Here is a 22916-nt window from a genome sequence, read left to right as displayed (position 1 = left end):
ATATTAATGTATTATAGAGTTTAAAATAAAAACGAAAATGATTCCCAAAACCGATACTAACGATTCCATGACCGTCCAGGATTTAAAAGTATCTTTCAGGCTGATGTTAAAATATTCTTTGAACATCCAGAAGCTGGGATCGTTTACATGCGAACACATTAAACTTCCGGCTCCTACTGCCAGTACCAGCAGGTTAGGGTCCAGTCCCGCTGTCTGTAACAGCGGCAGCAGAACACTCGCTGTCATTAATCCTGCAGCTGTAGCAGAGCCGACACAAACGCGAATAATCGCAGCCATTATCCATGCCAATAAATAAGGATGAATGTTTATTTGTGTCAGGGCTTCTACTATAGTTTCATTTACACCGCTTACAATCATGACTTCTTTGAGCCCTCCTGCACCGCCTACAATGAGAACAATCAGGGCAACGTCTTTTATGGCCGCTGCATAATCATCCATAACAGAGCTGATACTGCGGTTCATTCGGAGTCCCAGAGTATAAGTGCAGATTAGTAAAGAAATCAGCATAATCATGCTGGGTTCTCCTACGGTTTTGCAAATATTTTCTACCGTTTCATTTTTGATAAAAAAAGGTACTGTTGAAGTCAGTGTTAGTCCAAAAACAGGAAATAACGCCGAGAATAAACTAAGGGCAAAACCCGGAATTTTTTCCTGATGCACTACTTCTTCAACATTTAAAATTTCATGATCCGATTCGGTTTTAATGTTTTTAAGTAAATTCGAGAACAAGAGGCCCGCAATAAAAATGGTGGGTATTGCAATTATAATTCCATAGACTAAAACCAGACCAATATCGGCTTTTAACATGCTGCTTAAAGCCATTGGTGACGGATGTGGGGGCAAAAAACCGTGTGCTACTGAAAGAGACGCCAGCATCGGGATTCCCAGATATACTTTTGACAGTTTGAACTGATGGGCTACTGAAAAGATAAGAGGTACTAACAAAACAAATCCAACACTATAAAATAGAGGTATCCCAACAATAAATCCGGTAATCATTAAGCCGAGTCGAACGTATTTTCTGCCCGTCCATCCCATAACTGTTTTGGCAATAACATTTGCGGCACCCGATGAAACGGTAAGTTTACCAATACAGGTTCCGAAAACAATAATCAAAGTGATAGATCCCAACATTTCGCCCAGTCCTTTTTGAACAGTCTGTGACAAAGTATTTACAGGCAGGCCCAGAAACAGACCTGCTGCTAAAGCGGTTATGATAAAGGCTATAAACGGATTGATTTTAAGCCAGGCTATCTGAATGATTAAAAATGCAATGCATGCCGTAAGAATTAATATGCTCATTTATTCTCTTTATATTTTTATTTGTCCCACCAGATTTTAGTTGTAAAGCTGTCTTCGCCCTGACGCTTAACTGCTTCTGCTAAGTTAGCTGAATTCACTGAATATTCGCTGGTTGGATATTTTAAACGTCTTGGTATTGTGCCATTTGTAACATTTCCGGGGAAATTTACCGGGGTCAGGACAGGATAACCGGTTCTTCTCCAATTGGCATAAATTTCCTGTTCATCCACAAACAAAGCAATATAAATCTGGGTATGAATCTGATTCATTTTTGCTTCAAATGTGCCTGCTGTATTATACGGATTTGCCGCTAAATAAGGTTCTGCATCTGTAATCGCATAAGAGGCACCGTAAATTCCCATGTTTAAAAAGGAAGCTGTTACCGCTTTTTCATACAAATCTTTATCGGTTTCGACCGTATACCAGCCTCTGGCAGCGGCTTCAGCCAGATAGAGGTGGGTTTCGGCATTGCTGATTAGTACCAGCGGAGCATCATATTTAAAAACGGTACTTTGATTGGGTTCAGAATAAGCGGCCTGTTCTGCCGGTGTTGGCGCTGTTTTGGTTCCGTTAGGAAAACCTTTCTGAACATCAGCAGCTGAATTTTGAACCGTTCCCTGCCAGACTCCCGCATATACACTGATTCGCGGATCGGAAGTGGATTGTAATAAATCGATAAAGGTTTTGGCAAGTTTTCCGCCTTCTACATTTTTCTGCCCGAAAGAGCCTGCTGTAAAATCCTGTCTTCTGGCATCAAAACCTACGGGGTTTCGGTTAAAATCATTTGGTCCGTCAGTGTATTTCATAATGGCATTATCAGTTCCGTTTAAAATTACACCTCCTGTAATGGCTTTCGTTACCCAGGTTTTAGACAAGGCCGCATCCACTTTAGATAATCTCAATCCTAAACGAAGCATTAACGAATAAGCAAATTTTTTCCATTTGGCCGCATCTCCGTCATAAATAAAATCAGCTTTTCCAAAACTGGGTTTGGCCGGATCTAACGCTGCCGCCGCTTCTTCCAGTTCTTTTAATAAGTCTTTATAGATGAATTCCTGAGTATCATATTTGGGAAGGAAAACCTGTGTACTGTTGGCTTTTGCGGCTTCAGAATACGGAATGTCGCCATAAAGATCTGTAAGTTTGTGATACAAATAGGCTTTCCAGATTCTGGCAATATTGAGTCGGTTGCTGTCGTTTGGATTGTTTTTTAAAGCATCGATTACAATTTGCGTTTCGTTTATTCCTGTTGGATACGCCTGATTGAAATACGCCGAAAAATAAACTTCATTGCTTAAATACTTATCTCCTACTCCGGAAGCCTCTTTGTAAGTGGCATAATGCTGCAGCATACCGCCGCATTCCAGAATATTGGTAAAGAAGTGATTATTATTTAATCCGTCAAGTTGTGCTTTGCTAAAGACAAAATTAGGATTGGGTTTATCTACTGAATTGGGATTGGTGTTGATTTCTTCAAAATCGTTGGTACAGGCTGTCATACTTCCTAAAGTGACAGCTGCTATATATAAAAGGGTTATCTTTTTCATGTCTTTTTAATTTAATTAGTAGCAATAAACAGGGTTTAAAATCTGACACTTAGGTTCAAACCGAAACTTCTGGTTTTAGGTACTCCAAATTGTTCTACACCCTGAGCATTTCCGGCGCTGAATACAGATTCCGGATCTACGTTTGGCGTTTTCTTATACAAAATGAATAAGTTTCGGGCCACAAAAGAAATCGAAGCGCCCTGTAATTTAGACAAGCCTTTTATTTTTTCGAGAGGAAGCTGGTACCCCAATATGATCTGTCTTAATTTTATGAAACTGGCATCATACACAAAAGTCGAAGAGATGTTTCGTAAACCGTCGTAGTAGGTTCTTAAGTTTTCCGGGGCAATAACCATATCTACCGGATTTCCGTTAGTATCGACCCCTTTAATTGGTAATCCGCTTTCACGGCCTTCAAGTGTCAGTTTGGTTAATCCCATACGGGTTCCGTACAAATCGGTTCCGGAGTAAAGGCTCCCGCCAAATTTACCATCAATCAAAAAGCTGAACGAGATGTTTTTGTATTTGAATTCGTTGCTGATTCCGGCACCCCAGGGATGTACTCCCTGACCCAATTCTTCAAGAGGTCCCTGAGCAATAGTGGCCGAACCTCCGCTTACGTTATAAACGGTGTTTCCGTTAGCATCTTTGCGGGGTCTGTATCCTTTTATAATGCTGTAAGGACGACCTACATCACTTGTAATTGTTACGTATCCGTTTACAGAAGTGGCCATTGTAATTGAGTTTAACTGGTCAGTAAGCGCTTCTACGGTATTTTCGTTATATGATCCGTTTACACTGGCTTCCCAGGAAAAATTTTCTGTATTGATGATTTTACCGCTAAGCAAAAATTCAACCCCTTTGTTTCTCATTTTACCCAGATTTAATAAAGCAGTATTGGCTCCTGAAGCATTCGAAATAGTGGTTTCGACAATATCATTAGTAGTAGCGCGATTGTACCAGGCAAAATCAAGATTCAGGCGATTTTTGAAAAAGCCCAGATCAGTTCCAATTTCAAAAGTGGTGGAAGTTAAAGGGCTTAAAGTAGCGTTAGGAACTCTTGAGCTTGTTGGGCCTTGTAACTGCTGTCCGTTATGTCCGCCCTGAATCATCGAATACGATTGGTTTAGTGCATACGGATCAGGTGTTGCGCCTCCCACTTGTGCCCATGATGACCTTACTTTGGCAAAAGAAACAAAATCCGGCATTTTTACTATTTCAGAAAGAATGACACTGGTTCCTACAGAAGGATAAAAAACAGTATTGTTGTCTTTTGAGAGGGTAGAAAACCAATCCTGACGACCTGTAAAGTTCAGGAAAACGACATTTTTGTAGTCTAAATCTACAGCACCGTAAACCGAATTTGTTTTGGTTTTTCCATACGGATAACTGTACGTAAGTGTAGATAAATTGCTTAACGCATAAAAATCATCCAGTACAAAATTTGAACCTTCCACTCTGGTTTCATCTCTGAGCGTAGTACGGGAGTTAACCCCGACTAAAGCGTTTAAAGAAAAATTATCGTAGATGTTTTTCTTCGTATAATTAAGAATAGCTTCTGAGTTTACATTAGACAATTTTGCTTTTTGTCCCTGAGCATATCCCACCGGATTGTTTAAAGTGGTTTTTGGAATGTATCCAAAGAAATCATAATCCGTATAATCCTGTCCAATTCGTCCCTGAAGGAATAATTCCGGAGTAAAGTTTAACTTCACATTCAGCATTCCGATAAAACGATTTTTAGTGTCTTTGTTTTTGATTTTATTAACCACAAAATAAGGGTTAGTAGCTACTGCAACGGGATTCCAGGCTTCTTCAATACCGTTTTCGTCATAACCCGGAGCCAGGTTTCTAATGTCGACCGTATTGGCCAGCATATACGTTCCCCAGTTTGGATTTGCTTCGGCATCCGAAACGGTAACCCTGTTGTTTGATTTTTCTGAGTTGTACTGAGCTACAACATCAAATTTTAACCAGTCCGTCATGTTAACATTAGTGGCAATATTGATGCTTTTTCGGTTAAAATCGGAGTTGGGAACCACAGACTGATTGTCTGTATTCGAAAACGAAAGACGTCCTGTTGCCTTTTCAGTTCCTCCGGACAAAGCAATAGAATTGATGAAAGTTGTTCCGGTTTCGTAGAAATTTTTGATATTATTTTTTTGTGGCGAATAGGGTCTTGCTACACCGTCAAACTGTACAACATCACTTCCGTCCATTTTTGCTCCCCATGACCAGCGCCCGGCGGCTATTGCTTCAGCCTGGGAAGTTGGTTTTTTTCCATTTGATCCAGAACCGTATTCATACTGCCAGTCCGGAAAAATTGATGGGGTTTCAAAAGTAAAAGAAGTATTGTATTCCACTCCAATTCCTTTTTGGGCAGCTCCTCTTTTGGTCTGGATTAAAATAACCCCGTTGGCGGCGTTGGCACCATATAAGGCAGCCGCAGTACCTCCTTTTAAAACCGTAATACTTTTAATGTCATCCGGGTTTATTACCGAAGTTCCGTCACCGCGGTCCACATTAATTCGGGTAGATCCCGGACCATTTCCAATACCCGGCAGATTTAATTGTGTATTGTCAATAGGCAGATCGTTTACAACATACATAGGCTGGTTGTTTCCGTTTAAGGAACCATTTCCTCTTATTACCACACGGCTTGAACCGTTAGGTCCCGTTGCCGTACTGCTTACGTTTACCCCGGCAATTTTTCCCACCAAAGCATTGGTAATATTCGTTTCTTTCGCTTTTGTAAACTCCGTTCCTTTAAGTTCTGTTACGGCGTAAGCAATAGATTTGTTGCTTTTTTTAACTCCTAATGCGGTTACAAGAACCTGGTCCAGTACATTTTCGGCAGGTTTTAAAATTATGTTCAGGTCTGTAGTCTGGTCTAAATTGAATTCAAGGGTTGCGTAACCCATATAAGAAATGATGATTTGTTTTTCGTTTTCAGGAACTTTTAATTTAAATTTTCCTGTCTCATCTGTAATGGTGGCTATTTTAGTATTGCTTTTGGCATAAACGGAAGCGCCTGCAATTGGTATTCCATCGTCCTGACCTATTACCTGACCTGTAATCTCAGTCTGACTGCTGTTTTGTTCAAAGAGGTGCTTTTTTATGGCAGTCTCTTTTGCATTTGCCGAGAAGATCATCCCCCCAATAAATACGAATGAAATAAGCGTTGTTTTCATAATGGTTTGGTTTTCATGTTTTTTTGGTTTTTATTGGCGAATCAAATATAGATATTTATTTTTCACATTTGCATTTTTTTTGCAAAAACTGCATTTTTTTTGCAATATTTTTGAGTCAGGTATTTTTTTAATCCCAAAAAAATGCCCTTTTTAAAGGCTTTTTTGAGAAAAAATTGCAGAATATGCTTTTTTAGTAAAAAATAGATTTTAGCTGAAAATTCGTATTTTTGAAATATGAAAATCGCATTAATTCAGTCAGATCTTCAATGGGAAGATGCTCAGACCAACAGAAAAAACTTTGAAGTAAGAATACGTCAGATCCCTTCTGATGTGAATCTGATTGTGCTTCCTGAAATGTTTTCAACGGGTTTTACCATGAATCCGGCAGGAGTTGCCGAAACGATGCAGGGTGAAACGGTTTTGTGGATGAAAACAATGGCCCGGGAGAAAAATAGTGCCGTAACAGGAAGTGTTGTTATTGCCGAAGACGGGAATTATTATAACCGTCTGCTTTTTGTTTTTCCGTCGGGAGAAATACAATATTACGATAAACGCCATTTGTTTACACTGGCAGGCGAAGATCGGTTTTACACTGCCGGAACCCAAAAAGTAATAGTTGATTATCTGGACTGGAAAATCTGCCTGCAGGTCTGCTATGATTTACGTTTTCCTGTTTTTGCCCGAAATGTCGAAAATTATGATTTACTGTTGTATGTGGCCAACTGGCCCAAAATACGAACCAGCGCCTGGGATGCTTTGCTTAAAGCCCGCGCTATAGAAAACCTTGCTTATGTTATTGGGGTCAACAGAATAGGAACCGATGCTAACCAGTATGAACATACCGGACATTCGCAGGCTGTTGATTTTTTGGGCAGTTATATTCTGGAACCACAAGAAACAGCTGGTTTTTTTGTGGTGGAGCTGGATAAAAATGACTTGCTGGAAACCCGGAAAAAACTGGATTTTTTAAGCGATAAAGATGTGTTTAGTATTCAGATTTAGAACGCTTTTCGTTTCTTTTCTTCTTTTTTCTTCTTTATGGCATCTTCTTTCTTTTCGACTTCAGGACTAAACGGAATGCTCAAATCGATGGACTGATCAACATCCCAGTTAGAACGAACATCAACTTCCTGCTGGAAATAGAAAACTTCTTCGGCATATTTTTTCTCCAGGAAATTCCCGGCATCGTACATTTTGTTTTTATTGTCGTCGTAAATCACCCTGACTGTGAAGGCGGTTGGAACCAGCAGGTTAAACTCGATTTTTGTACTTCCTTCAGAGTATTCACTCGCCAGCACTTCGTCTCCTTTTTTGTTGGTAATTTCAACAATTATAGGAAAACGTTTTATGTTTTTCAGGTTCAAAACCAGATTACCGTAATCTTCCACTTCTTTTGTGGTGAGTTTATAGGACAAGGTATCGTTGACTTTTTCATAGAAATCCGTCAGGGCTCCCGGGAAGAAAGTTACACTGTATTTTTCTAAAGGTTCTTTCTTAAAATCAACATATAATTTTTGGTTAAAATCGTCGTATTCTGTTGTAAAGTCAACGGCAGTTGAATCTTTATTGATCAGTTTTATTTTTGATTTATCAAATTTAACCAGCGGAGTCTCAGTATCGAGCGTAAATCTTTCCCTGAAATTAATAATTCCGTTTTGAACCGCTTTAATGTTCAGCGTGTCTTTTTTCTGATCTTTAATTTTAACCGTGTATTTTTTGTTGTAGCTGTCACGGCTGACTTCCAGCGATAGTGAATCGGTTTTTAAAGGTTTAAACCACACCTGCAGGGAGTCTTTTTTAGGGAACTGGGTAACGATGGATTCCAGTATTTCGCCATTGTTTTTTAAAACCACTGCCGGCTTGTTAATTTTAAAGTTCTGTTTCCCTTCGTACGGAAGCAGTAATCTGTTCCCGGAAGCCTGAATAGGTTTCAGGGCTTTTAACGGAAGGGTTTCTTTAAAAAGTTCCAGTTCAAAAAGAGTATCGTTAGGAATGGTGATAAAATGTTTGATAAAACCTATTTTATCATCTTTAGGATTGTATTTGTTGTTGCTTCCCTTGTCTTTTAAAGCCACTAAAAGGTATTGTCCGGCTTTTAAATTTTCGAATTTAAAAGTTCGGAGACTATCAAGAGTGTTGGTAATATAACGCGGAAATTCTTTGTAAATAACTGAATCTTTGTATTTGTCATTAGCCTCATAAAGCATTACAGATACAAAGTTGTCTACATATTTTTCGTGGGCATCTTTTATTCTTCCGCCCAGTGTAAGCGAATCGATGTAAGGTCCTGTAGAAAAAACATATTTAAACTGGTTAATTGGGTTTCCTTCATTATTGTCGGCAATACTCTGTCCAAAATTAAAACTGTAAGTCGTATTAGGCTGTAAGGTATCTTTAATTTTGATATTTATAAACTTACTGACTCCGGTTGGGGTAATCAGCGGCTCATGTTTCATGGGAGGTGAAATAATAAGCTGTTTGTTGAGGTTTTTCAGTTTGATATATTCATCAAAAACCAGATTGATTTCATCGCCTTTAAAATTGGTGCTGAAATTTTTAGGAGTGCTTGAAACCAGCACCGGTGCCAGGGTATCTTTTAGTCCGCCAGTTATGCTGCCTCTTTTGGCGCAGCTTATCATTAATAATACAAATAAAAATGAAAGGTATTTGAGTTTGCTTTTAAACATAGCGGTTTTTAAATTTGATTGCACAAAATAACAATTATATTTGCTTTAATTGAAATTTTTTAGCCATTTATTAGGAATTACAACTTTGGTTATTTCCAGTTTTTTGTAAGTTTTAGAAATGAAGAAAAGTTATAATTTCTTACTTTTGGGGTAAAATATAATTTCTTCCGTTTTGATTAAAAGACTTTTTTTGGTTTCCTTATTTGTTTTTCTGACTGCCTGCAGTAAAAATGATAAACCCGTTATTTCTTTTTATTACTGGAAAACTAACCTGAAGTTTTCTAAAACGGAGAAAAAAGCCTTAAAGGAAAATGAGGTTCATAAGCTGTATGTCCGGTATTTTGACATTGGACTTCATCCTCAGAGCCAAAATCCTGTTCCGGTAAGTCCGGTGCATTTTTATGAAAAAACCGATGGTTTTGAAATTGTACCGGTTGTTTTTATTCAGAACAAAGTAATGCTTCAGCAGCATCTTGATGTGGCGGAACTGGCTCAGAAAACAATTCACCTGATTAATGAGATCAATGCAAAAAATAACATTTCCTGCTCCGAAATTCAGATTGACTGTGACTGGACGCTGAACAGTAAAGACCATTATCTTCAGTTTATCGAACAGATTAAGAAACTTTCCAAAAAGAAACTTTCGGCTACGATAAGACTGCATCAGGTAAAATATTTTAAGAAAACTAAAATCCCGAATGTAGATAACGGTATTCTGATGTTTTACAATATGGGTACTATTGCAGCTGATTCTTTAAATTCTGTTTACAGTCGGAAGATTTCTGAAAAATATCTGAAAAGTTTAAAAAAATATCCACTGCACCTGGATTATGCACTGCCTGTGTATTCCTGGGCTATTCATATTAAAGACAACAGGGTTATAGGACTCAGGTCAAAACTGGATTTTAATATCCTGAAAAAAGATAAAAATTTTGAACAGTTGAGCCCAATGTTTTTCAGGGTAAAACAATCTAATTACAAAAATGGTGTTTATTATCAGGAAAACGAGCTGTTGAAAATAGAAAGTATTTCAGCCGGAGATTTAAAAGAGATGGCCGAAGATTTGAACGATAATGCCGCTCAGGCCCCAAACGAAATTATATTTTACGATTTAGACGAATTCAATTTAAAAAACTATGAAGAGAATATTTTTAAGCAGGTTGTTTCTTGGTTTTAGCGCCGCCTTCCTTTTTATTTACGGAATTATTTATGCTTGTGCCGATGGCGATTGGGATTATTTCGGTGCTTACAGTTCTAATTTTACACCGGAAACTTTTGCAGACAAATCGTATTCGCCTTTGTTTTTATCAGGCGGAATTTTCTACGGAATTGGTTTTGATACCCAGCATAATTCCCGCTTTAATAAAGATATAAAGTCAGATTGGGCAGCCTATCTTAAAGGGAAAATCGATACTACGACGGTCAATTACTTTCTAATTGGAAACGAAAGAACAGGGTATTATGCAGATGATCAGAAGGAAATTAAAAATAAGGAGGAAATAACAGATCTTCATGTATATTATAAAAACAAAAAAGACAATAAATCTTCTTTGAAATGGGGTAAAAAGATACCGTTGAAAGAGGAGAAGGTGAAAAGCTTTGTAGAGTTTTTGTATCTGGCACAAAAAATAGAAACAGTTTCGATTGCTAAAGAATACTGGGGCTATGATAAAGTAGAAACGGAAACTTTTAACGATGCCAAAATGATCCAGTCGATCGAGAATGTCTACAATACTATTTCGGATCCTTTTTTGAAAAACAGATATTGGTTTCTTACCATGAAAGCGCGTTTTTACAGTAACGATAAACAAAAGGCAGTTGACTTTTTTAATCGTACAGAAAGTTCAGTTCCTAAAAACGTCTTGTATTACCGTGCACTTTCATATGCTGCCGGAATTTATCATAAACAAAAGAAATACGCTCTTTCTAATTATTTGTATGCCCAGGTTTTTGATAAATGTCCGGAATTAAGAGTGGTAACCGCTTACAGTTTTAGTCCAAAAAACGAAACCGACTGGACAAAAGCGCTTGCCATAGCTAAGGATAACAAGGAAAAAGCCGCACTTTGGGCAATCCATGGCTATTATAAAGACGAAAAACAGGCTATTGAAAAAATCTATGAATTAGATCCCAAAAGTACGCATTTGAATTATCTGGCTACGAGACTGGTAAACAGGCTGGAAGAAGCTATAAATAATTCGTTTCAGCAGAACGGAGACGAAAATCAGGCTAAAAAACAGCAGACCGTAGCCGAAAACAAAACACAAAATCAGATTAAAGTAGATAAAAAGGCTATTGACTTAATGGTAAAAATTTCGGCTGCCGGAAATACAGACCGTCCTTATTTATGGGATTTGTCGCTGGGGTATTTGCAGACTCTGAAAGGTGATTATACCAATGCCGATAAGAATTTTGACAAAGCCCTGAAAACACTTCCAAAAACGGAACTGGCCGGAATGCAGCTGCGCCTCCTGCGTTTTGTAAATAACCTGAGTAAAATTGATAAACTGACGGATAAAAACGAAAAGACCATTCTGGCCGATTTGAACTGGCTGTATTATGAGCTTCCGAAAAGCTATAAAGGACAGGAATTTCGGTATCAGAATGCTGCTTCCTGGAGCAAAAGTTATTTGTCGAGTCTTTACAGGGAAAAAGGAAACCTGGTCATGACTGAGATTTTTGGAGAATCACGTTACAGTTACTGGAACGATGGGAACTCTTTTTATGATAATGAAAAGGCTCTGCTGGACATGAAAGCTTTTTTGTCAAAGTCTGATAAAACTGAAATTGAAAATATCGGGGCCGGAATTTACAGTTTAAAGCTAAAGGATATTAATAATTTTCAGGCAGTTCAGGCCGCTTTCAAAAATAAAATACCGGAAGCTATTGAATTTATGAAACAAACCGATTCAGTACAGTACTATAAATTTTTGGGAAATCCGTTTAACGGAAGTATCAAAGATTGTCATGACTGTGATCATGCGGCTTATCAAAAAAGAAAATACACGCAGCTGGATTTTCTGACTACGATCAAAGAAATGCAGGATAATCTGGCGCAGAAAGAAGATGTTTACACCAATAGTTTGCTATTAGGAAATGCTTTTTATAATATATCGCATTTTGGAAACGGACGAACCTTTTATGAAATAAGTATTGTAGGTTATGGTTCAAGTCCATATTCATTCAGGGATTCGATGAAAAAGATGATTACCGACTGCAGTGTTTCAAAAATGTATTACCAGAAAGCTTTGCAGGCAGCGGCAACCAAAGAACAGAAAGCAAAATGTGTATACCTGATTGCTAAATGCGAACGAAATGACTATTATAATGCTAAATACAATAATGTCCGAAGCTGGTGGGATATTAATGATGATAAAGTGAACTTTACAGCCTGGAACGGATTTAAAACTCTTAGAAAAGAATACGCCGATACTAAATATTACCAGGATGTAATTGCAGAATGCGGATATTTTAATACCTATGTAAATCAATAAAACAAACAACATGGTAAATAAAATTGAACATATCGGGATTGCCGTTAAAAATATGCAGGATGCCAATGTATTGTTTGAAAAACTGCTTGGTGTGCCGTCCTACAAAGAAGAGACCGTAGAAAGTGAAGGGGTTCTGACTTCTTTCTTTCAGACCGGAACCAATAAAATTGAACTTTTGATGGCTACAAACCCGGAAAGTCCTATTGCAAAATTTTTAGAAAAAAAAGGAGAAGGCATTCATCATATCGCTTTTGATGTGGAAGATATTCAGGCTGAAATTTCCCGCCTCAAAGAAGAAGGATTTGTATTGATTAACGACGTTCCGAAGAAAGGAGCCGATAATAAACTGGTGGTTTTTCTGCATCCGAAGAACACAAACGGTGTATTAGTAGAGCTTTGTCAGGAAATACGATAAGAAAATATTGTTTTTTTATTTAAATAAGGTGTTGAAAATCAATTCCGTTTTTTAGATGAATGTCTTTAAATCAAATTAAATTCAAATCATGTCTTAAAATATTTGGAGTGAACGAAAAATAGTAGTAATATTGCATCCTCTAAACCGGTCCTATAGCTCAGTTGGTTAGAGCACCTGACTCATAATCAGGTGGTCCCTGGTTCGAGCCCAGGTGGGACCACAGAAATTTAAGCCTTTACAGAAATGTAGAGGCTTTTTTGTTTTTTTAAATTTTTCTTGCCGTTTTTATCATCAAAGACATATAAGACCTAACTTTAGATTTTAAAGACAAACTTAATCTTAAACGCACCATGGATAATTTGACTCCCGAACAAAGGAGAAAAAATATGCAGGCCATTAAAAGTACGGCAACTACCCAGGAAGTGCGGCTGGCAAAAGCACTTTGGGAATTGGGTTACCGGTACCGTAAAAACAATAAAAAAGTATTTGGGAAACCGGATCTGACTTTTACAAAATATAAAATAGCCATTTTTATAGACAGTGAGTTTTTTCATGGTAAAGACTGGGAAACACAGCAACATCGAATAAAATCAAACCGGGAGTACTGGATTCCTAAAATCGAACGAAACAAACAGCGGGATATTGAAGTAAATGATTATCTTATTTCTAAAAAGTGGAAAGTGCTTCGGTTTTGGAGTAAGCAGGTCCAAAAGGAGCTGGATGATTGTGTTGGAAAAATCCGGACCGAAATCGAGCTTTCAAAACAACAGGCAGAAGAAAAGGATTAAAGTTTTAAAGCTGAAGTTTTCTTTTTTTCTTCGCTTCTACTTTTTCGATTACTTTAAAAATTTCAGCAGCCAGTCTTTGTACAACAGGCATGCTTACAGAATTTCCTGCCTGTTTGTATAAGCTGGAATTGGAAATAGAAGGCAGTTTATAATCGTCCGGAAAGCCCTGGAGTCTGAAACATTCTCGGGGAGTCAGTTTTCGGAAACCAAAATCGGTCGTAATAATAGGAACATTGTGTCCGCCGGTTCCCATGTTGGCAGTAAGGGTGGGGCATAAGCCCGCTTTATTTTCTCTAACATATTGTCTTCTAAATTGATAAATGCGATTTTGCTCCGTAACTGCTTCTTTAAGTTTGCTGTACATGTATTTATCTTCTCCATAATAAAACTTATCAGAAACTTTTTCTGTAATAATTAAATCTTTTAACGAACGGGTTAAACGCTCTTTTTCGGGAAATTTAAACTTGAAAGTTTTGGTGTTCACAAAATCTTTGTCAAAGGCAATCATGAAAAGTCTTTCTCTGTTATGCGGGGTATTTCCAAAATCCTTGGTGTTCAGGATAGAGCTGTCAAACGTGTAATTACGTTTTTTAATTTCCTTTTTAATTACTTTCAGAGTGTTTCCTTTATCGTGGCCTTTGAGGTTTTTGACATTTTCAAGAAATACGACCTTAGGCCGCATTTCATCAATAAAGTCCAGAATTTTAAAAAAATGATTGCCGCGGCTGTCATCAAAACCTTTTCGGTGTCCGGCAAGTGAAAACGGCTGGCAGGGAAATCCGGCCGTGAGGATGTCAATTTTTTCAAGAGAATTAACATTCAGTTCCATCACATCGCCTTCGATAAGGTTGTGTTTAAAATTGTTTCTGTAGGTAACACAGGCTTTTTTGTCAAATTCGTTAGCCCATTTAAGTTCAAATCCGGCTTTCTCAAAACCCAGGCATATGCCGCCTACACCTGCATATAAACTTCCAACTGTATAATTGTTTTTCATTTATTTTTGATTTCTGGTTTTGATCCGGAAAAGCTTTCAGGAATCAGGACTAATTTATTTGTTTTGTGCAAATATATTAATTCGATAATATTTGATTGTCTTCTCAATTTGAAAAAGAAAGATCTTTGAGGTTATTGCGGAATTTAAAATACAGTTCTTTCTGACTTATTGAAAATTAAGCGTTTTTTTGAAAAAAATATTCTATGGTAATACCGGATTAGTTTAAAGAATAGTAAGGACTGTTAGAATTAAGGATTAAAAATGGTTTTATGTGTAATAAAATATTGAAAATCAGCGTTTAAAAAGTTGGTTGCAATTAAAGTTAACAGAAGTGATAAAGTGATGAAGCCGGGAGTTTTAACTTAGTCCGGTTTACGGGAAATCTGTTTTGCGATACAATTCGTATGTTATTTTTGTATCACTTTATTGAATATAAAATTGTTTTTTTGTAAAAATCGTATACTTTTGCGAAAGAATTCCTTTATAGAGCATATTTTGATGATGTGTTTCTAATGAAAATATTTGCCAGTAGTATATTGTATTGACTTTCAGCACGTTGAATTTATGAAGATAATAAGAATTACTTTTTTAACAGTTTTTTTAATTGTATCAAATGTGTCAGTTGTTTTGGCGGATAATCCTCCTTCTCCGGATGATGGTGTGGATGGTCCTCCGGGAACGCCAATTGATACAGATTTGTTGTATTTAACAGCTGCGGGCTTAGTTTTAGGAGTAACCGTTATCTATCGAAATAAAATAAAAAAAGCTTCCGTTTAAACGAAAGCTTTTTTTTAGCGATATAACTTCTTATTTGTTGATGGCGTAAAGTCTTGAAATATATTTTCCTACTACATCAAATTCAAGGTTTATTTTTGTGCCGACTTTGAAATTTTTAAAATTAGTGTTCTCGAAAGTATAAGGTATGATCGATACACTAAATTCATTGGTTTTCGAATTAACTACAGTTAAACTTACCCCGTTAACAGTTATGGAACCTTTTTCTATAGTAATGTTGTTAAGACTGCGGTCGTATTCAAAAGTGTAATTCCAGCTTCCGTTTGCTTCTTCAATTTGGGTACAGATTCCGGTTTGGTCTACATGTCCCTGTACAATGTGTCCGTCAAGACGGTCACCCAGTTTCATGCCTCTTTCGAGATTTACAATGTCATTGACTTTCCAGTCTCCAATATTGGTTTTTAAAATGGTCTCTTCAATTGCGGTAACGGTGTAAAATGAATCTTTTATAGCAACGACGGTCAGGCAGATTCCGTTATGCGATACACTCTGGTCGATTTTTAATTCATTTGTAATAGAGGAGTCAACGGTAACATGCAGGTTGTTTTTATCTTTTTGTATTTCGTGGATCCTTCCAAGGGTTTCAATAATTCCTGTAAACATTGTGGTTTTATTTTACTAAATTTGCACATCAAAATTAGTAATAAATAAGCTGAGCTATGAATAAAAAAGCAGAAAATATAATTGTTGGAATTTCAGTTGGAGATTTAAACGGTATTGGAAGCGAAGTTATACTAAAAACATTTGAAGATTCCCGAATGCTGGAATTGTGTACGCCTGTTATTTTTGCCAATGCTAAAATACTCTCGTTTGTTAAAAAAAGTTTTACTTCTACCGTGCAGTTTCATGGTGTAGATAAACTGGATCAGGTTATCCCGGGGAAAGTGAATGTTTATAATCTTTGGAGAGAAGGTGTGGATATTAATCTGGGTAAAAATGACGAAAAAATAGGAGAATATGCCATTAAATCATTTACAGCAGCAACTAAGGCTTTAAATGAAGGTCAGATTGATGTTTTGGTGACAGCACCTATTAATAAATATAATATTCAGTCAGAAGATTTTAAATTTCCGGGACATACCGATTATCTGGATCAGGAACTGGAAGGTAATGCGCTGATGATGATGGTTCAGGACAACTTAAGAGTAGGGCTCTTGACAGATCATGTGCCTTTAAATGAAGTTTCTTCTCATTTAACAGAAGAATTGATTACCAGAAAAATTGAAACCATCAAAAAATCATTGATTCAGGATTTTAGTATCGTAAAACCAAAAATTGCTGTTTTGGGTCTCAATCCACACTGCGGAGACGGAGGTGTAATAGGAAAAGAAGACGATTTAATCCTGAAACCGGTGCTGAAAAAAATATTTGACAGCGGTACGCTGGTTTTTGGACCTTTTTCTGCTGATGGTTTTTTTGGGAGTGCACAGTATGAGAAATACGATGCTGTTGTAGCAGCTTACCACGATCAGGGACTGGTGCCGTTTAAAACACTGGCATTTGGTAAAGGAGTGAATTATACAGCGGGATTAAACAGAATCAGAACCTCTCCGGATCATGGAACGGGTTATGATATTGCCGGAAAAGACATGGCGGATTTCAATTCATTCAAAGAAGCCGTTTATCTGGCGCTGGATATTTTTCGCTCGCGTAATCAGTATGAGGAGATTAGCCAAAAACCTCTAAAAATAAAAGAAAAACAGTTATAAACAAAAAAAGGTGAATAAGATTATTAGATTTATAATAATTTTATATCTTTGCACCCCAATTCAGATATGTAGTTTTGTATCTGCGTTGTACAAATTGATGTTGAAATGAGCAAATCAAAAGAATTTTTAATTCCTTTCGTAGGATTAAAGCTGGGAAAACACCATTTTGAATATCAAATAGATAACACGTTCTTTAAGAACTTTGAATACGATGAGTTTCAAAGTGCAGACATTAAAGTAGATTTGGTTTTCGAAAAGAAAAGCAATATGTTAGAGTTGGGATTCAAACACAAAGGAACGGTAAATGTGCCTTGTGATCTGACAAGCGAGGATTTTGATCTTCCTTTAAAGGGGAAAATGAAACTAATCGTAAGGTTTGGTGAAGAATTCAATAATGATAATGAAGAATTGTTGATTTTGCCGCATGGAGAGCACGAAATCGATGTGTCGCAGTACATTTATGAAATGATTGCGCTTTCGGTGCCTCACAAAAGAATTCATCCTGGCGTTAAAGACGGGACTTTGCAAAGTGAAGCTTTAACGAAACTGAATGAATTAAGCGTAAAAGAACAAAAGGAAGAGAGTAAACAAGAAGAAGATATTGACCCGCGTTGGGAAAAATTAAAGAAACTATTAACGGATAAATAATATAGTAAAATGGCACATCCTAAGAGAAAGACCTCAAAAACAAGAAGAGATAAGAGAAGAACACACTATAAAGCTACTGTAGCTCAAATCGCTACATGTCCTGTTACAGGTGAAGCACATTTATACCACAGAGCTTACTGGCACGAAGGTAAAATGTACTACAGAGGGCAAGTTGTTATCGATAAATCTGAAGCGGTTGCTTAATACGTTTTTGTAAATTATACTAGAACTCTCACATAGTGAGAGTTTTTTTTGTTGGTTATAATTTTTGATTTTTAAGAAAATACAGGCAAATTCGTTTCAGTTTTTTTTGTAATTTTCGAGTCTTTTAAAAATTTTTCAAATAATAGTTATTTGAAAAGAAATAATAGAATATAATGAATACAATCACAGCCGCAATTACCGCTGTTGGAGCTTATGTTCCGGACTTTGTACTTTCTAACAAAGTTCTGGAAACTATGGTAGACACCAATGACGAATGGATTACCACTCGTACCGGAATTAAAGAAAGAAGAATTCTTAAAGATGCTGATAAAGGAACATCTTACCTTGCCATAAAAGCGGCACAGGATTTAATAGCAAAAGCTAATATAGATCCGTTTGAAATCGACATGATTATCATGGCAACGGCAACACCAGATATGATGGTAGCTTCTACGGGAGTTTATGTTGCAACAGAAATTGGAGCTCTTAATGCGTTTGCTTATGATCTGCAGGCGGCCTGTTCAAGTTTCTTATACGGAATGTCTACTGCTGCGGCTTATGTACAATCCGGAAGATATAAAAAAGTATTGCTGATTGGTGCCGATAAAATGTCATCGATTGTAGATTATACAGACAGGGCAACCTGTATTATTTTTGGTGACGGAGCAGGAGCAGTTTTGTTCGAACCCAATTACGAAGGTCTTGGTTTACAGGATGAATATTTAAGAAGTGACGGTGTAGGACGTGATTTTCTTAAAATCCCGGCCGGAGGATCTTTGATCCCGGCTTCAGAAGATACGGTTAAAAACAGACAGCATAATATTATGCAGGATGGCAAAACAGTATTTAAATATGCAGTTACTAATATGGCCGATGCCAGCGAATTAATACTGCAAAGAAACAATTTAACCAATCAGGATGTTGACTGGTTAGTGCCGCATCAGGCAAACAAACGCATCATTGATGCAACTGCAGGCAGACTTGAACTGGAAGAGTCTAAAGTACTGGTTAATATCGAAAGATATGGTAATACAACTTCAGGAACATTACCTTTGGTATTAAGCGATTTTGAACATCAATTCAAAAAAGGAGATAATATTATTTTGGCAGCATTTGGCGGTGGATTCACTTGGGGATCTATCTATCTGAAATGGGCTTACAATAAGAAATAAATTAAAACTAAAAACGAATCATTATGGATTTAAAAGAAATTCAAAACCTAATCAAATTTGTAGCAAATTCGGGAGTTGCAGAAGTGAAGTTAGAAATGGATGATGTGAAAATCACTATCAGAACAACTTTAGAGCCAAATGTAACTGAAGCTACTTATGTACAACAGTTACCAGCTCAGGCAGCACTGCCTCAGGCAGCACCACAAGTTACAGCTCCTGTAGTGGTAAATGTACCAGCTGAAACTCAGGCTCCGGCTGCTGACAATTCTAAATACGTTACTATAAAATCTCCAATCATTGGAACTTTCTATAGAAAACCATCTCCGGACAAACCAGTTTTCACTGAAGTAGGAAGTACAGTTTCTAAAGGTGATGTTCTTTGTGTAATTGAAGCAATGAAATTATTCAACGAAATCGAATCAGAAGTTTCAGGTAAAATTGTGAAAATTCTTGTAGACGATATGTCTCCGGTTGAATTTGACCAGCCTTTATTCTTAGTAGATCCATCATAATTTTTAAAAATTCCAATAGAGAAATCACAAAATCCAATGAGTTGGAATTTGGAGATTGGAATTTGTAATTTTTAATTTAAATAAGATGTTTAAAAAAATATTAATTGCGAATAGAGGAGAAATTGCACTTCGTGTAATTCGTACATGTAAGGAAATGGGAATTAAAACCGTAGCGGTTTATTCTACAGCCGATGCAGAAAGTCTGCATGTGAAATTTGCAGATGAGGCGGTTTGTATTGGACCTCCTCCAAGTAATTTGTCGTATTTAAAAATGTCAAACATTATTGCTGCTGCAGAAATTACCAATGCAGATGCAATACACCCGGGATACGGTTTTCTTTCTGAGAATGCTAAATTCTCAAAAATATGCCAGGAGCACGGAATCAAATTTATTGGTGCAGCTCCTGAAATGATCGATAAAATGGGAGATAAAGCTTCTGCAAAAGCGACAATGAAAGCGGCAGGAGTTCCTTGTGTGCCAGGTTCAGACGGACTGTTAGAATCGTATGAGCATGCACAAAAAATAGCTAAAGAAATTGGTTATCCGGTAATGATGAAAGCTACTGCCGGTGGTGGTGGAAAAGGAATGCGTGCGATCTGGAAAGAAGAAGATCTTTTGAAAGCCTGGGAAAGCGCACGTCAGGAAGCTGCTGCAGCCTTTGGAAATGACGGAATGTACATGGAAAAACTTATCGAAGAGCCGCGTCATATCGAAATTCAGGTTGTGGGAGATTCTTACGGAAAAGCCTGTCACCTTTCTGAAAGAGACTGTTCTGTACAGCGTCGTCATCAAAAACTTACCGAAGAAACCCCTTCACCTTTTATGACTGATGAACTTCGTACCAGAATGGGAGAAGCAGCTGTAAAAGCAGCAGAGTTTATTAAATATGAAGGAGCCGGAACAGTAGAGTTTTTGGTTGACAAACACAGAAACTTCTATTTCATGGAAATGAATACCCGTATTCAGGTAGAGCACCCGATTACAGAACAGGTAATTGATTACGATTTAATTCGTGAGCAGATTATGGTAGCTGCCGGAATTCCTATTTCAGGAAAAAATTACCTGCCGGAATTACACGCTATCGAATGCCGTATTAATGCCGAAGATCCTTATAATGATTTTCGTCCTTCTCCGGGAAGAATTACAACACTTCATATGCCGGGAGGTCACGGAGTACGTTTAGATACTCACGTTTACTCAGGTTACAGCATTCCGCCAAATTACGATTCTATGATTGCTAAGTTAATTACAACAGCACAGACTCGTGAAGAAGCGATCAGTAAAATGAGAAGAGCCCTTGATGAGTTTGTTATCGAAGGAGTGAAAACAACAATACCTTTCCATAGACAATTAATGGATGATCCAAAATATATTGCAGGAGATTATACTACCGCATTTATGGAGACTTTCAAAATGAATAGTCCGGAATAATACAAAGGCCGTCATCGACGGCCTTTTTTATTTTTTGGGCAAACAAACAAACCCGGCAGGATTTTAAACTGCCGGGTTTGTTGTTTTTCGTAACTGCCCTGTTTAAATAATAAGTCCGTTTTTCTGTCAGGTAAACACAAATAGTGTATACTTTTTACACACTATTTAAATGATTTACACACTTTTTACCAGAACCGTTTTTTGGCACGTATGGTCTAACTCTTTTAATATCGGGCTTTTACGGGATTTGAAAGGTGTTGTTTTATTTTCGGCACAATAGTTTCTTTATCTAAAGTGTAAAACAAACTATTAACTATTTAAATTATATACCATTATGAAAAATTTATTTTTATCAGCCGCAATCATTTTAGGAGGTTTAACATCATTTGCTTCAACTTCTGCAATTACAAACCCTATTGTAAAAGTAATCTCAGTTGGAGATGAATATACAGAAATTAAATTAGAAGAATTACCGGCTCCTATTACTGAAGCTCTGAAAAAAGCTTATCCTGACGCAGTAATTACTAAAGCTTACAAAAACGAAAAGTCAGAATACAAATTAGATGTTACAGTTGGTGATAAAGTAGGCAATCTTTTTGCTAACGCCGACGGAACATGGATTAAAAAATAATCTTAGAGAACGTGGAAATTCAGATAAAGAATACTAAGATTAAATTACGAATATTAAAAAATAATTATCATGAAAAATTTATTTTTATCAGCCGCAATCGTTTTGGGAGGTTTAACATCATTTGCTTCAACTTCGCCAATAACAAATACAATCGTAGAGACAGTATCATTTCAAGATGATTATACTGAAATTAATGTAACAGAAGTACCTGCTGCAGTAACCGATGCACTTAAAAAAGCTTATCCGGACGCAGTTCTGAACAAAGCTTACAAAAACAGTGCTTCTCAATACAAATTAGAAATTACCGTAGGGGATAAAGTGGGAGCATTATATGCTAATGCCGATGGTACCTGGGTAAAAAAATAATTAAATAACAACCTTAAAACTATTAATTATGAAAAAGCTAATCTTATCGACGGCTATTCTTATGGGTAGTTTGTCCTTACAAGCCGAAAATGCTGTTGTAACCAAAACAGCAATCCTGACTGTAAACTATCAGGATGATTATAAAGAAGTTGATGCTGTTCCGGCCGCTATTAAAAAATCGCTGGATGAAGCTTATCCGGGAATAAAACTGGAGAAGGCATTTGTGAACTCTAAAAAAGAGTACAAAATTGAAGTTACCGTAAGAGGTGAAAAATCAATTGTGTTTACAGATGCCGAAGGGAATATCCTTAAAAAGTAACTAGTAAAAAATAAGCATTATGAAAAAGTTAATCTTATCAGCAGTAATTATTTTGGGAGGACTGTCTCTGCAGGCAGCAGTACCATCAGAATCAGTTTCAGTAATTAAATCAGTAAATATTCAGGATGAATTTGCTGAAGTTGGTTTAGATGCAGTTCCTGCAGCCGTAAAATCAACTGTAGAAAAATCGTTTCCGGGTACCAAACTTGAAAAAGCGTATAAAAACGACAAAAACGAATACAAACTTGAAATCTCAAGCGGAGACAAGAAGTATACTGTATTTACAGATGCTTCCGGAAATATCATTAAAAAATAATTAAACACAGAGCAATATGAAAAAGTTAGCCATCACAGCAGCTGTTATTTTAGGGAGTTTATCAATTCCGGCACTGGCAGGAATAATTCCCAATACAGTACCAATGTCAGTTTCTGCTCAGGCAGAATATACAGAAGTTAGTACAGATGTTGTTCCGGCGGCTGTAAAAACGGCTCTGCAAACCGCTTATCCAAATGCAAAACTGGTAAAAGCGTATGTTAATGATAAAAAAGAATACAAATTAGATATATCAGTTGGGGACCAGAAGGCTACTGTGTACTCAGATGTCAATGGCAACTGGTTGAAGATATAAATTAGGTGAAATTAGATTTATGTTTTTGGTGAAAAAGAGATTGCGCTATGCAATCTCTTT

At 37.0% G+C, this 22916-nt stretch carries 23 protein-coding genes and 1 tRNA gene; 18 read left to right on the top strand and 6 right to left on the bottom strand.

Features of this window, described 5'->3' with window-relative positions:
• Window positions 1-3 precede the first annotated feature (3 nt).
• The 3 genes from ACODST_RS09640 to ACODST_RS09630 are packed head-to-tail and all read right to left on the bottom strand — an operon-like array spanning window position 4 to window position 6061.
• On the bottom strand, window positions 4-1323 hold the full coding sequence (locus tag ACODST_RS09640; protein WP_488931902.1) for a GntP family permease: 1320 nt from the start codon (window positions 1321-1323) through the stop codon (window positions 4-6).
• Window positions 1324-1340: 17 nt separating this feature from the next.
• Window positions 1341-2870 (bottom strand): SusD/RagB family nutrient-binding outer membrane lipoprotein, encoded by a 1530-nt coding sequence (locus ACODST_RS09635; protein ID WP_488931901.1) that lies wholly within the window; start codon window positions 2868-2870, stop codon window positions 1341-1343.
• A 35-nt stretch (window positions 2871-2905) separates the two neighbouring features.
• On the bottom strand, window positions 2906-6061 hold the full coding sequence (locus ACODST_RS09630; protein ID WP_488931900.1) for a SusC/RagA family TonB-linked outer membrane protein: 3156 nt from the start codon (window positions 6059-6061) through the stop codon (window positions 2906-2908).
• Window positions 6062-6295: 234 nt separating this feature from the next.
• Between ACODST_RS09630 and ACODST_RS09625 the strand changes: the two genes are divergently transcribed.
• Complete coding sequence (locus tag ACODST_RS09625) at window positions 6296-7063, top strand: amidohydrolase (RefSeq protein WP_488931899.1); 768 nt, start codon at window positions 6296-6298, stop codon at window positions 7061-7063.
• On the opposite strand, the gene ACODST_RS09620 is transcribed toward ACODST_RS09625, so the two are convergent.
• Window positions 7060-8748 carry an Ig-like domain-containing domain gene (locus tag ACODST_RS09620; RefSeq protein ID WP_488931898.1) on the bottom strand — a complete coding sequence of 563 codons (1689 nt, stop codon included), beginning with the start codon at window positions 8746-8748 and terminating at the stop codon, window positions 7060-7062. The two genes, ACODST_RS09625 and ACODST_RS09620, sit on opposite strands and share 4 nt — an antisense overlap.
• Before the next feature lie 190 nt (window positions 8749-8938).
• Here ACODST_RS09620 and ACODST_RS09615 point away from each other — a divergent pair, with 190 nt between their 5' ends.
• The 5 genes from ACODST_RS09615 to ACODST_RS09595 all read left to right on the top strand — a co-directional run bounded on the left by ACODST_RS09615 (window position 8939) and on the right by ACODST_RS09595 (window position 13445).
• Window positions 8939-9925 carry a hypothetical protein gene (locus ACODST_RS09615; protein ID WP_488931897.1) on the top strand — a complete coding sequence of 329 codons (987 nt, stop codon included), beginning with the start codon at window positions 8939-8941 and terminating at the stop codon, window positions 9923-9925.
• The gene (locus ACODST_RS09610) at window positions 9885-12242 is read left to right on the top strand and encodes a hypothetical protein (RefSeq protein WP_488931896.1); all 2358 of its coding nucleotides are present in this window, start codon (window positions 9885-9887) and stop codon (window positions 12240-12242) included. Before ACODST_RS09615 ends, ACODST_RS09610 begins: the two co-directional genes overlap by 41 nt.
• Before the next feature lie 10 nt (window positions 12243-12252).
• On the top strand, window positions 12253-12657 hold the full coding sequence (gene mce / locus ACODST_RS09605) for a methylmalonyl-CoA epimerase (RefSeq protein WP_488931895.1): 405 nt from the start codon (window positions 12253-12255) through the stop codon (window positions 12655-12657).
• A gap of 146 nt (window positions 12658-12803) precedes the next feature.
• Window positions 12804-12877 (top strand) — tRNA-Ile (locus ACODST_RS09600).
• Between the two features lie 130 nt (window positions 12878-13007).
• Window positions 13008-13445 (top strand): very short patch repair endonuclease, encoded by a 438-nt coding sequence (locus ACODST_RS09595; protein WP_488931894.1) that lies wholly within the window; start codon window positions 13008-13010, stop codon window positions 13443-13445.
• 4 nt (window positions 13446-13449) lie between these two features.
• On the opposite strand, the gene ACODST_RS09590 is transcribed toward ACODST_RS09595, so the two are convergent.
• Window positions 13450-14439: a DNA cytosine methyltransferase gene (locus tag ACODST_RS09590; RefSeq protein WP_488931893.1), complete on the bottom strand. Its 990-nt coding sequence runs from the start codon at window positions 14437-14439 to the stop codon at window positions 13450-13452.
• Between the two features lie 564 nt (window positions 14440-15003).
• On the opposite strand from ACODST_RS09590, the gene ACODST_RS09585 reads away from it, so the two are divergent.
• Window positions 15004-15216 (top strand): hypothetical protein, encoded by a 213-nt coding sequence (locus ACODST_RS09585; RefSeq protein ID WP_488931892.1) that lies wholly within the window; start codon window positions 15004-15006, stop codon window positions 15214-15216.
• Between the two features lie 30 nt (window positions 15217-15246).
• Here ACODST_RS09585 and ACODST_RS09580 read toward each other — a convergent pair whose 3' ends face one another.
• Window positions 15247-15837 carry a riboflavin synthase gene (locus ACODST_RS09580; protein ID WP_488931891.1) on the bottom strand — a complete coding sequence of 197 codons (591 nt, stop codon included), beginning with the start codon at window positions 15835-15837 and terminating at the stop codon, window positions 15247-15249.
• Window positions 15838-15893: 56 nt separating this feature from the next.
• On the opposite strand from ACODST_RS09580, the gene pdxA reads away from it, so the two are divergent.
• From pdxA to ACODST_RS09525, 11 genes are all read left to right on the top strand, one after another.
• Complete coding sequence (pdxA, locus tag ACODST_RS09575; RefSeq protein WP_488931890.1) at window positions 15894-16943, top strand: 4-hydroxythreonine-4-phosphate dehydrogenase PdxA; 1050 nt, start codon at window positions 15894-15896, stop codon at window positions 16941-16943.
• Between the two features lie 105 nt (window positions 16944-17048).
• Entirely contained in the window at window positions 17049-17591 is a 543-nt protein-coding gene (locus ACODST_RS09570) for a YceD family protein (protein ID WP_488931889.1), read from the top strand.
• Between the two features lie 9 nt (window positions 17592-17600).
• Entirely contained in the window at window positions 17601-17795 is a 195-nt protein-coding gene (gene rpmF / locus ACODST_RS09565) for a 50S ribosomal protein L32 (protein WP_163398385.1), read from the top strand.
• 173 nt (window positions 17796-17968) lie between these two features.
• Entirely contained in the window at window positions 17969-18967 is a 999-nt protein-coding gene (locus tag ACODST_RS09560; protein ID WP_488931888.1) for a beta-ketoacyl-ACP synthase III, read from the top strand.
• Between the two features lie 23 nt (window positions 18968-18990).
• Complete coding sequence (gene accB, locus ACODST_RS09555; RefSeq protein ID WP_488931887.1) at window positions 18991-19479, top strand: acetyl-CoA carboxylase biotin carboxyl carrier protein; 489 nt, start codon at window positions 18991-18993, stop codon at window positions 19477-19479.
• 85 nt (window positions 19480-19564) lie between these two features.
• Window positions 19565-20911 carry an acetyl-CoA carboxylase biotin carboxylase subunit gene (accC, locus tag ACODST_RS09550; protein WP_488931886.1) on the top strand — a complete coding sequence of 449 codons (1347 nt, stop codon included), beginning with the start codon at window positions 19565-19567 and terminating at the stop codon, window positions 20909-20911.
• Window positions 20912-21245: 334 nt separating this feature from the next.
• A complete protein-coding gene (locus ACODST_RS09545) occupies window positions 21246-21542 on the top strand; it encodes a hypothetical protein (RefSeq protein WP_488931885.1) in 297 nt (98 codons plus the stop codon).
• Between the two features lie 69 nt (window positions 21543-21611).
• Window positions 21612-21908, top strand: coding sequence for a hypothetical protein (locus ACODST_RS09540; RefSeq protein ID WP_488931884.1), 297 nt, complete (start codon window positions 21612-21614; stop codon window positions 21906-21908).
• A gap of 28 nt (window positions 21909-21936) precedes the next feature.
• Complete coding sequence (locus ACODST_RS09535) at window positions 21937-22227, top strand: hypothetical protein (protein ID WP_488931883.1); 291 nt, start codon at window positions 21937-21939, stop codon at window positions 22225-22227.
• 19 nt (window positions 22228-22246) lie between these two features.
• Window positions 22247-22543 (top strand): PepSY-like domain-containing protein, encoded by a 297-nt coding sequence (locus ACODST_RS09530; RefSeq protein ID WP_488931882.1) that lies wholly within the window; start codon window positions 22247-22249, stop codon window positions 22541-22543.
• Window positions 22544-22559: 16 nt separating this feature from the next.
• Window positions 22560-22856 carry a PepSY-like domain-containing protein gene (locus ACODST_RS09525; protein WP_488931881.1) on the top strand — a complete coding sequence of 99 codons (297 nt, stop codon included), beginning with the start codon at window positions 22560-22562 and terminating at the stop codon, window positions 22854-22856.
• The last annotated feature ends 60 nt before the right edge of the window (window positions 22857-22916 follow it).

Source organism: Flavobacterium sp. FG19 (genome assembly GCF_057809475.1).
This window is presented reverse-complemented; position numbering and strand designations above follow the sequence as displayed.